The sequence below is a fragment of the Rhodococcus sp. P4_B6 genome (genome assembly GCF_056402215.1).
The window spans coordinates 1-10,092 of the sequence record NZ_JBFUHV010000241.1; the positions used below are offsets into that span (position 1 = coordinate 1).

General features: G+C 63.3%; 6 protein-coding genes and 1 pseudogene. 3 read left to right on the forward strand and 4 right to left on the reverse strand.

Annotated elements, in window-relative coordinates; all coding sequences use genetic code 11:
• Nucleotides 1-217 (reverse strand): annotated as a pseudogene (locus tag AC1DWT_RS46460) (hypothetical protein); the annotation flags it as partial.
• Nucleotides 218-471: 254 nt separating this feature from the next.
• Entirely contained in the window at nt 472-1,566 is a 1,095-nt protein-coding gene (locus tag AC1DWT_RS46465) for an integrase (RefSeq protein ID WP_477925845.1), read from the reverse strand.
• A 1,684-nt stretch (nt 1,567-3,250) separates the two neighbouring features.
• Here AC1DWT_RS46465 and AC1DWT_RS46470 point away from each other — a divergent pair.
• The 3 genes from AC1DWT_RS46470 to AC1DWT_RS46480 all read left to right on the forward strand — a co-directional run bounded on the left by AC1DWT_RS46470 (nt 3,251) and on the right by AC1DWT_RS46480 (nt 5,334).
• Nucleotides 3,251-4,171: a ParA family protein gene (locus tag AC1DWT_RS46470; RefSeq protein ID WP_477925846.1), complete on the forward strand. Its 921-nt coding sequence runs from the start codon at nt 3,251-3,253 to the stop codon at nt 4,169-4,171.
• Complete coding sequence (locus tag AC1DWT_RS46475) at nt 4,168-4,893, forward strand: hypothetical protein (protein ID WP_477925847.1); 726 nt, start codon at nt 4,168-4,170, stop codon at nt 4,891-4,893. The genes AC1DWT_RS46470 and AC1DWT_RS46475 overlap by 4 nt, the downstream gene beginning before the upstream one ends.
• Before the next feature lie 204 nt (nt 4,894-5,097).
• The gene (locus AC1DWT_RS46480) at nt 5,098-5,334 is read left to right on the forward strand and encodes a hypothetical protein (protein ID WP_477925848.1); all 237 of its coding nucleotides are present in this window, start codon (nt 5,098-5,100) and stop codon (nt 5,332-5,334) included.
• Between the two features lie 501 nt (nt 5,335-5,835).
• Here AC1DWT_RS46480 and AC1DWT_RS46485 read toward each other — a convergent pair.
• Both AC1DWT_RS46485 and AC1DWT_RS46490 read right to left on the reverse strand, forming a co-directional pair.
• Nucleotides 5,836-6,693 (reverse strand): ParA family protein, encoded by an 858-nt coding sequence (locus AC1DWT_RS46485; protein WP_005571224.1) that lies wholly within the window; start codon nt 6,691-6,693, stop codon nt 5,836-5,838.
• A gap of 115 nt (nt 6,694-6,808) precedes the next feature.
• A complete protein-coding gene (locus tag AC1DWT_RS46490; RefSeq protein ID WP_477925849.1) occupies nt 6,809-8,428 on the reverse strand; it encodes a ParB/RepB/Spo0J family partition protein in 1,620 nt (539 codons plus the stop codon).
• Between the last annotated feature and the right edge of the window lie 1,664 nt (nt 8,429-10,092).

A 10,092-nucleotide genomic window follows, 5' to 3' on the forward strand; every position in this document is an offset into this window, starting at 1 on the left:
CTGCGACACGGCGCCGTTGGGTGGACTGAGCCGCCGGATGCTCGTCAAGGAAGCTCGCGAGGGCAAGGGGATCAGCGGGGAGCGCCGACGCCGCCAGYGCAGTACACCAATCAGCGAACAGAGCCCAATCGTATCGGTACTGTGCACCCTGACCCTGGTGGGGAAACAGCGCAGAAAAATCCTGCACGCCTTTGATTTCCGACTGCGCGAACGTCACAGTACGAGGCTATGCAATACGATGCCGCCGATCACGCACCCGAGCCATGTGTCCCCCAGAGAGTTCTCTTCCCGAGTCGGCCTGCTGCCCCCTCCGCACGTTCGGCCTCGTCCCCCGGGCCAGCCGCGCAACGGACGAAGAACTGCAACCGCGCGCTCACCAAAGCCCCGCCCTCTGTCACCTTCGCTCCCAATAGCGAGATCGGGCCCGGAGCCCAACTCTTCTTACGCTCGCTCCCAAGACCACTCACGACACTAAGCCGTGCGGCGCAAAGATCGGCAGCGCTGCGAGTCGTTGTCCAGGCGCTCCGCAGCAGAGCCGGCCCGCAACGACTCTCCCCCTACCCTTTCGACGAACTCGTGGGAATGGCCGGCAAGGGCTGCGCGCCGCCGTATCGCGGCATGAATTGCAGCGCCCGAGAGCGCGCCCGAGTTTATGTTGCCGTTCGCACGGATCGCACGGAAAACCGGTAACGCCGGATCCTGGACAACTGGCGCTGCGGAAAGGCAGACGTGGCCTTCGAACTCCTCGTGTTGGTGGAGCAACCGAATCACACCTGGACGACCGAAGCCGTCGACAGCCGAAACCACCTCGAGCCAGCGCCTGTAGGCACACGGCGCGCACATTGTGTGATCCCGCGATGACTCGACATGGTTGATCAAGCCATCGACCAGACCCCCGTGCGGACCTGGAATCTGGACGCGAAGATCCCCGTCTCCGCACTGGGCCACGTCGGCAATGGTGAGCATGGACAGCTCGCAGCGCCGAAGTGCCCCCGCGAAACCCATGAGCAACAGTGCGCTGTCACGGCGCTCGCGCGCACGCTTGACCCATGTCGTCGCGTCACGACGGCTCGCATCGACAATTCCTTCGAGCTCGCCGATACGAAGTGGGTGCGCCCGTTTGGTTGGGCGGTCACCGTTCTGCTTGTACGCCCTTCGCGCGTTCGCGAGCGCGTCTTTGACACACGGCGACCGACCGGGCAGGGGCAATCCAGATGCGCGGTGCCAATAGTTGATGGACGCCACCCACCGACTCAATGTCGCAATGGAGTACATCCGATCGCCCACCTCGGACCGCGTCTCCGCGCTCTCACGCACATAGGCGGCGACAGCACGAGGATCGGTCGGCATCAATGAAATTTCACGGGGCGCACACCAACTCGCGAACCTAACCCAGTCCTGCCGGTAATTTCGTGCAGTGCTTGCAGATTGCAGCCGGTCGAGTTCGGCGACGATTCGATCGTCAACTCCCGACAGCGACTCCGTCGCGTCACCGCCCGACGGAACGGTAGGCATGGCCTCCGCTGACGTCGAGCTTGCAGGGCGTGACACATCGTGATTGCTCACGTGCACATCATTCCAGGCGTAGCGGTCGTTCTCGTGGATCCGCCACGCCGTGCCGTGCTGGCACAGCTGCGGACGCGATGTTCTCGTTTGCCGGATGTGGTGATGCACGGTGCATCACCCCGGTCGCGCGGCCGACTGAAGCGGACCCCGCTCCCCACACCCTCACACGACCACCCCTGACGCTCCCTCCTGCGGGTGATGCAACCCGAGGCAGCTCCCCGCAACAGTCGATCGCAACTTCCATTGCTCGAATGGCGCCTATACTCTTGGAAGAGGTCCTGACCTGGGGACTCTTCCTCACATCGAGTGCTGAGCTCCTTTTAGCGTGGGTCTGATAACAGATTGCGGAAGTGACTGGACCTCGCTTCTATTCTTCGCCGTTTCCGCAGAATACTTACCGCTCGCCCAGGGCCAGACGGCCGTAGGTCCCGCTGCTGCAAACCCACCCCCGAACCTCTTGACCAGGTATTTCGTTGCCATCAGACGTGGCTGCTGCGGTCAGCACGACTTGTGCGACGGTTCCCCATCTTTGCGGGCACCGGATAACTGGTTGCAGGCACTTCGCCGACGGCTTTGCGCTCGTTGACGATGACGTGACGAATTGCCTGACGCCCTTTTCCCGCTCCGTGTATAAAGACCCGTTTGAAGGCGTCCGTTTACCGAGACTGGGGCGGTCGATTTCTTGACAGCGGGAGAACAGCCCCTTTTGGAGTTTCGTCAAGTGACGTAACACCGGGAGGGGGTGTGGCGGGTCTAATGCGGGCCGGTTCCAGGAGTGGCCCCGCCCCTAAGAGCGGATTCCAGGCGGTGCTCGGCGACACTCTTCACCGATCGCCCGGCCAACAAGAGACTGAATTGGCGACCATGTGCATGGCCATCGGTATGGCCTTGCATATGGCCTTAGGTGAGATGTTCGTGGCAGCTAGATCCAGGAGTTGAACGTGGACGCCATTCGCACTCTTGGTGGCGCAGCGAAGGAAGCCGCAGCCGGCACTCACCCCCGCTCCGCCGTCCGAGTATTCAGCAACGAGAGCTATTTCCCCTCTGAACAGGAGGTTTATGGCTCCGCGCTTAACGAGAGGCACCAGGCCACCTTCGGCTGCCGTCTGCAAGACCAGGTTCCTACCTCGCCACTCCGTGTCGGGGAACGACCCACCGTGGCACCGAATGGTCGGTGTCGAGCAGGCAGAGACCACTCCCCCACCGCGCAGATTCGGGCAACAAGAGAACTAATTTCGCCACTAGGTGAACCGTTCACGTCTGCCAATCTGATCGAACAAAATGCCCTCTGAACTGCTCGTATATCTATGGCCTTAAGTATGGCCTTGGCAACGTCCTTAACAAACACCGTGATAACCGCCGGTGACATGATCGTCACAGTCACCTTGTTTATGCCCTGTGCTACCACCACCGCAACCACCTTAACCATGCCCTGATATACCGCMCTTGAATAGGCCGTGTACACGAACATCAACCCGACCTTTCGCAAGACGGCCCATGAGGCCGCTGTCAACATCATTCACAAAGGCCTTTAACAAGACCTGTTGCGCAACCTTTCCAACCACCATTGAACAGGCGTGGTTAATAGCCTTAGCAACGGCGATACTCATGACGTGTTGCACCCCCTTAGACAGGGGCGTGTCGTTGGCCATCTAGGAGACCGGCCAGCCGTACCGTGCTATGCATGTCACCAACGCAGCCCCCGCGCAGTGTGCTCATCGCCAACCAAAAGGGCGGTGTCGGCAAAAGTTCGATCGTCGCAGCGGTCGCAGGCATGGTCTCAGCCGCCGGACGCCGGGTACTCGTCGTTGACGCGGACCAGCAGGCAAACGTCACAGCCTCCGATCTCGGAGTTGAGGGAGACCGCGGGAAGGGCCTCAGCATGGCCCTTCAGTACGCGCACCCGCTCGAACCCACCCGAGAGATCCGACCGAACCTCGATCTCATCCCCGGAGGACCGGCACTCGCGGTGATCGGCGCGATCGCAGCGACCGCCGCCCAATCAGGAATGGATCTGCGGGGCAACCTCGTGTCCACCCTCACCGAATTGCAGTCCGTCGAACACTACGACCTGATTCTGATCGACTCGGGCCCCGGAGACGCCCCACTGCTCGACGCACTGCTGGGTACCGCGCGGTACCTCCTCGTGCCGACCAAGGACGACGATGCAAGCCTGTCGGGAGTGGAGCTCCTCGCGGCCCGCTACCTTCGCGCACGGGAGAACGGTTCCCTCATCCAACTTCTCGGTGTCGTTCTCTTTGATGCGAACCCACGCGCGACAGCGCGGAACCGTGAAGTTTTCGAGCAGGTTGAGGACCTGCTCGAAGGTAGCGGCGCTGCTCCGTTCGAAACCTTCATTCGCTCTGATCGTGCAGCCGCCGTCGATCTCCGGATCCGTCACCTGACCCCCGCGGAACTGGTCGCCGCCGCCGAGGATCAACTGAAGAATCGGATCCAGCGGCTGCGCGACAAGAAGCGCCTTGGTGAGCGTTTGTGGTCCCGAGACCCGTCCGGTCTCGCGAGTGACTACCAATCCCTTACCCGAGAAGTTCTCAGCCGGTTGGCGTCGGCGGAGAAGGACGAAGTCTCCGGGGGAGTGGCGTGAGTGCACGACGCCGGAAGGCCGCGTTCGATCCCGGAGCTCTTGGAGATCTCGACGATTTGCTCCCCACGCTGAGCATCGTCACCGAAACGGTCGACGAAACGACTGCCCCGCAGTCCGCACCCTCATCGGACGACCCAGAAAGCGATGCAGCGGCCACCGTACCGGAACCGTCACCCGCAGCGTTGCCCGATCCCCCCGAGTCGGACGACGCGTCGCCAGAATTGCCGAACGCTGAAACTGAAGCCCCCCAACTGCAGTCCGAGGCTTCGAAGCCGGTCGTTGCGCCCCGTCGGAAACCCAAAACACGCAGCGACAGCAGCACGGTGCCGATCCGGACCGCCCCTCCTGAGGTCTATCTCCCCCCGGCGGTATACACCGCACTGCGCCAACTCACGCTCGAGGAAAGACAGCGTGACCGCGCAACGGCGCGTCCCTATGGGCAAGTAGTCCTCGACGCTGTTGAGAGGCACGCCGGCGAACTTCAACGCCACTGGAGCGCCGCAGAACCTCAAGCAAGCGCTGGACTGTTCAAGCGGCGCGAGGCAGGTGCGCAACCGCGCCGCCGACGGCACAGCGAGATTCAAGCTCGTGTGCCTCTTGCCGGGATCATCGCCTCCGATACCGCCACACTCGATGCTCTTGCCGAAGAGTGGTCCGCGGGTAGCCGTAGCGCGCTGGTCGAACACGCACTCCGCCTGTATTTGGATGTCAGACCAGACTGAATAACGGCAACCGAACCCGGACACGCGCGAATCGAAAATCGAACGGAGCGGGGAACCGGGGGAGGGGCAGTCCAGTCGTGGAGAGAGCCATCGTCGCCTCAACAAAGTGGCGGTGGCGTCCCCAGCCCATCGGACACCACATCGCACGCGGACCCTCCGGGAAAAGGTCGTCACTGCGGACACCCCTCCCGATATGGTGACGCGGTGCCGGAAACAACATTCTCCCGAGACACGATCGTGGGTCTGGCCGCACTCCTCACGGTCGGTCTCGCGGCACTGGTGCCCGGCCTCTCGCTGGGCTGGAAATGGGTCAGTGGCCAGGGCAGCACGTCGGTTACGGCGATCTTGATTCTGACCCTTCTGATCTTCGGCGGCAGTGCGGCAACGGCGTACGCATGCCGTGGACTTTGGAGCCGCTTCCGTCGTCCAACACACGATTGACTGCACCGTCCGGCACGGCACGATCAACGCGGGAAGGGGACAGCCCAGCCCTATCGATCGTGGCGCCGAAACCGCGCCGCCGACCACACCGAATTGGCTCGCGACCCTCGCTTTGTAGCCCTCGCTTGCCTATGACGATCCAGCAGAGGGCTTACCGCCGCCGCGATTGCATCGACGGCTTGTCACAAGCCCTTCCGCCTACCTCCGGAGCTCTCCACGCCACCCGCCTTGCCTCACACCGCCTTACCGGGCTCCAACGGCTCGGCGTCGGGCTGAATCGCGCGACCATCGTTGTAGGTCTCGGCAATCACTCTCAGTTGCGCTGCGAACGCCTCCTGCGTGAACTGCATAAGCGAGTACGGTCGCCCGGTCTTGCGACGCACGAGGCGTACCGCGGCCCGGGCGAGCGCGTGCAGATCATGGGGCACATTGACTGTGCTCGTCCCACGTGAAGGCCTCATGTGCCGCCCAACATCGTTCACCACAGGTGGCCTCCAGTCCCTACGCGACCACTGCCCGTTGTCCGAACAGCCCCAGCTTCTGCATGTGAGTCAGCGCAGCTCGGTAGTCGCTGGTGACCGTCTTTGCCCTGTAACCGTAGATCGGCACCGGAACATAGTTCGTGTAGGCCTCATCCACGATGCTCGCGCGACGGATCGGGGGCGTCACCCTGTCCTCGTATTCGCTCAGCAGATCGTCCATCTGCTCACGGTAAACGTCGCCGATCGGGGGGACTGCGCAGGGGACGATGGACAGCAGCGGAACGTCGACGCGGTAGGTCCGCTTGATCTTCCGCAGTTCCTGCTCCAACGCCGGGATGCCTTCGTTCTCCTTGCCGGAGGGCTTCGTGCATGTGATCAGGCCCCACGATCCGTACGGCCCCTCCTCATCGACGGTTGTCGCGAGGATGCCGGCGATCACCAGAACATTCAAGGAGCCGGGGGAGTCGATCAAGGTGACGTCGACAGGATCGGCTTCCTCGAGGGCGTCACGCAGATGAAGGACACCACCGGTTACTGCGGGCAGCTCCACGATCAGCTTGTCGAGTGTGTCACGAGCGGCGGGGACGATTGTGAGGTTGGGGATCTCCTCGTACACGGGTTGGTCGGCTTCGTCGTATCCCCGCAGCACCCGCGCTGGGCGTTCGACTTCTTTGATAGAAGCGTTGCGCCGGAGGACGTCGGCGGCGGTCTTGCCGGAGGCTTCCGGGTATCCGAGCCAGGTGCTTGCGTTTGCCTGACTGTCCATGTCGAGAACTCGGACGCGGTATCCGTCCTGGGCGAGCAGCGTGGCGGTCGAGGTGACCGTTGTGGTTTTGCCGGCACTGCCGGACAGGGTTGCTACTGCGTAGGTAGCCACGGGAACTCCTTGCGGTTTGAAGGTTCTGAATTCGTTGGTGTCCGCTTATGGGTGATGCACGGTGCATCACCCCGCGGCGGGGGCGAACTCGGTGATGCACCGTGCATCACCGACGTCAATCGGCGAGAGACAGTGCGCGGCGCGCGGCGTCGAGGCGGGCTTCCTCCCACGCGGTCGGCTTGTAACCGGCACGCTCGGACAGCAAGTCCAAGTACGCGAGATCAGAACGGCCCCACTCCCGGGAGGAATCGGCTGCCGCGAGTTCGTAACCTGCAACCGCACATGCCCAGGCGATCTCACTGCGGCGCTTCTCGTCGCCGTTCTCAACACTCACCCGGAACTCGGTGGAGTCGAGACCTTCCAATCCAACAAATGCCTGCGCCAGCCTCCACCCCTCCTTGCTCGTCGCCAGAGCGGAGATGCCATAGGCGTATTGGTCGATAAAGAAGGTCACCAACTTCTCCCGTGACGGAACGGAGGCCGCGAGCTTCTTGCCCGCTTCTCGACGCGCCTTCGCTGCCGCCGCCCCTGCTTCCGCTTCCCGCTTCGCGGCCAACTCGTCGGCATTGCCTTCGGCTCGAGCGGGTTTGTCGACGGCGTAGTAGACAAGCGTTCCTTGCCCGGGGTCGATCGCGCCGACGACTTTGGTGCTCTCGAGATCGATATCGGACACCTCGAACAGTCGATGCTCATGGAAGCTCTCACCGAACCGCTCGCGCGGATCCACGATATCGAGTCCCGCAGCCGATGCCTGCTCTCGGGACTTCCGTTCCGTCAGCACACGTTCAGCCGCGCGCGTCGGGCTCATTCCGCGATCAGAAATCAGCGTGAACGCCGCGAGCTGCTCGGAACGACGGGTATCCGAGCTTTGCGCCGGGTCTGGCTTCTTCTGCCAGCTCCGTGCGGGACCGTAGGGGAGCGCGCCCGCCAAAGCGGCGCCCTCGGCGCTTCGAATCGCGTCCTCCGCAATCGCAGCCTGGACCTCGGGGGCAAGGAGTAACAGCGACAGCCGCCTTGACACCGTCGCCTGATCGACGCCCAGCTTGTCCGCGATGGCACGCTGGCCCATTCCCAACTCGGAGTACCGAGCGAACATCTGGGCCTCGGCGATCTCCGAAAGGTCCTGGCGTCCGAGATTCTCCAGCGTCATGGCGTCGAGGTCGCCGTGATCGTCCATCACGGCGTCGTCAATCACCGCCGGAATCGTCGCCAGCCCGGCGGCAATGGCGGCCGCGCGGCGGCGGTGCCCGTAGATGACCACATACTCGGCATCGTCACCAATAGCGTGGGCGAGGTCGGGCCGTTGCGCGAGGAAACCCTCGCGTGTTACCAGCAGCGCGGGAACCTTGATGCCGTTCGCCCTGGCGCCGTTGACCAACTCATCCCATTTTGGGTCGCCAGCCTGGGGCTTAGACCTGTCCGGGTCGTTGAACGGGTGCGGGGCGGTCTGGAGAACTGGAACCTGCACAACGGTTTGGCCGTCGGCGGCAGCTAATCCAGCAAGCGCGGCGGTGATGCCGCCCGTGTTTGCATCACCATTCGCCTGCGTAGTAGTTACATCGCCGGAGGCGGCGGCCGCGAGCTCCTCACTCTCTTCGCCGCCGGCGTACTTTCGGAACCGACTCGCAGTCTTCCTGCCTGCCGGTTTACGTGCGGCCGGCTTGCGTTTGCTCGCGGCCGGACTGGTCGATGAGCTGGTGGCCACCATTTCGGATGTCACTCCGGCGTTCATCATCCTCCATTCTCTGCGCATGCTTTGCATGTATTTAGATGGAGCGTACTGGGATCGATCCGCCTCCTTTGATATCTCCGGCGGCGTGTCGCCCACGCGGTGATGCACCGTGCATCACATCGACTTGAACACCGGGTGATGCACGGTGCATCACCGAACAGGCAGTCGGATGAGGTTGCAAGCCGCGGGTAGATTCGGCGGCGAAGAGTCCCAGCGCCCGGGTAAGCGTTCCGCTGCCAACCGGTGATGCACGGTGCATCACCGCAGAGGATTCGCGATCAGCCTGGTTCGTCGTCCACTTGACTGCTAGGCGTGGCCGAGACCCTTCCCTGTCGACTCCCTGTCGACGCCTTCGGTGATGCACGGTGCATCACCAAAGGCGCACCCCACTCCCAAGTCAACACCGCCCGTGCGAAGCGGCGGCGCCCCACCGCGTCGGTCATGGGCCTCGACGTTCTTACCTGTCCCCTTGGCGGTAACACCGCCACTGCAGAACCCGAACGGAGAGGACCCAGCGGACCGCATGTCTCGGGGAGTCGCGCAACATTTCGTAGACCACCTCACGGGATCTCGCCGTGATGCACGGTGCATCACCGCAAGGGAGTCGCTCAGCCCGGCTCGTCGCCTACTTGACCGCCCGCGCGGCCGAGTCCTTCCGTTGTCGAGGCCTTCGGTGATGCACGGTGCATCACCGCCCAGGCAGTCGGATGAGGTTGCAAGCCGGGGGGCGCTGGCAGCAAGAGTCCCGCGCCCAGGTGAGCGTTCCACTGCCGACCGGTGATGCACCGTGCATCACCGCAGGCGCGACCCACCTCAGGACGGACCAGGTCAGCACCGTGCCTGTGACGGGCCGCGACGATCTGGCCCACTCCGTTGGCGGCAACACCGCCGCTGCAGAACCCGAATAGGGGCGCCCGCAGCGCGGACCGTATCCCCCGAGGAGTCGCGACCCTTCGCACACCACCTCACGGGATCTGACCGGATGCACCGCGCATCACGGCGGCATGACCGATCCAAATCGGACCAAACCAATGCGCCAGGAGCAAGAGAGGTGGCAACCCGTCGTGATGCACCGTGCATCACCGCACAGCAGTCGGATGAGGTTGTAAGCCGCGGGAGGCGCTGGCAACAAGAGTCCCGCGCCCGGGTAGGGCGGTCATTGCCAGACCGATCGATGGGGCGTTCGTTACGAAGCGGATCTTGCTCTAGGGGTTGCGAGTCACGTCGAGGCGGTGAACGTTCACGCTCTTGTTGGGGCCGTATCCGCATCGAGGCCATTCCACTTGGTGAGCCTCGTGGGAAACTTCCGCTGAGGGCTGGGGCCAATGGGAGTGGCGTCACACCTGTCGCCGGCTAACTGGGTCCTGCCTGAGATGCGATGGATGGCCCCGCGCGTATGTCGGTTTCGCTCTAGTGATCGGCGGGGCATTCCCGCTGCGCTGCATCCTTGTTGCTCCGGCATATTGACGCTCCCGAGTCCACTGCCTTGGTTTACCTTGGTGAGGCCGTTCCCCACCAAGGCAGCGCAAACCGAGCCTGGACGGCACCCGGGGGAGTGGGCGTGTGACGACTTATGCAAGGAACGGGAGGATGGGACTTGAAGTTGACCAGCTAGCGCTCACGGGAGCGTCGCTCGATCGAGTCGTGGGTGATGCACGGTGCATCAC